Genomic DNA, 836 nt, shown 5'->3' on the forward strand with positions numbered 1-836 from the left:
GTGCATATTATATACACCTCGAAGAAGAATAGATTTCATGTGCATATTATATACACCTCGAAGAAGAATAGATTTCATAAGTTCAAGCTATATAATATAAGATTTTAATTTGATATAATATTATTTTGAATTTTTTACCACAAAAATCAATAGGGGGATACAATCAAATGAGTAAAAGAAAGGCTTTGTTGCTTGTAGATGTTCAAAATATTATGTTTTCTTATGAAGGTGGGTCTTTATGGAATGAACAGCAAGTACTTAAAAATATTACTTCTCTAAGGGAAAAAGCGCACAAATCTAATGTGCCAATTATCTATATACAACATACAGACTCCAGTTTCGATAGTATGCTTAGTGAAGGAAAAGTCACATGGGAAATCCATCGAGATGTTCGCCCCCTACCAACAGACACAGTTATTCAAAAATCTTCTTGGGACGCATTTTATCAAACAACTTTACATAAAAAACTGCAGGAACTTGAAATCGAAAAATTAGTCATTGCAGGTATGCAAACTGAATTTTGTTTGGATACTACTTGTAGACGAGCATATAGCTTAGGGTATAAAGAGAATATCTTAGTAAAAGATGCCCATAGCACATTTGATACGGCTGTGCTTTCAGCTTCTAAAATAGTAGAACATCATAATAATATGCTAGGTGGCAGATTCGTTACATTAAAAGAAGTAAACGAAATTATATTTTAAGCTAACAAAAAACAGGATTAGATAGTGTCTAATCCTGTTTTTTTGTTAGCTTTGTGCTTTTGTGATATATGTTTTAACTGAAGGAGGTTGATATGTATTGAATTGATCTAATAAACCTTGTGGTTCTGTATC

Annotated in this window: 1 protein-coding gene; it reads left to right on the forward strand. The window is 31.6% G+C overall.

Features of this window, described 5'->3' with window-relative positions:
- The first annotated feature begins 167 nt into the window (after positions 1-167).
- Positions 168-704 (forward strand): cysteine hydrolase family protein, encoded by a 537-nt coding sequence (locus tag AC1DRF_RS30310; RefSeq protein ID WP_427076797.1) that lies wholly within the window; start codon positions 168-170, stop codon positions 702-704.
- The last annotated feature ends 132 nt before the right edge of the window (positions 705-836 follow it).

The sequence above is a fragment of the Priestia sp. P5_B4 genome, from assembly GCF_056400385.1.

Bases quoted from the DNA above. Each gene is read 5' to 3' on its own strand.
- AC1DRF_RS30310 (WP_427076797.1), top strand. From the start codon at position 168: ATGAGTAAAAGAAAGGCTTTGTTGCTTGTAGATGTTCAAAATATTATG.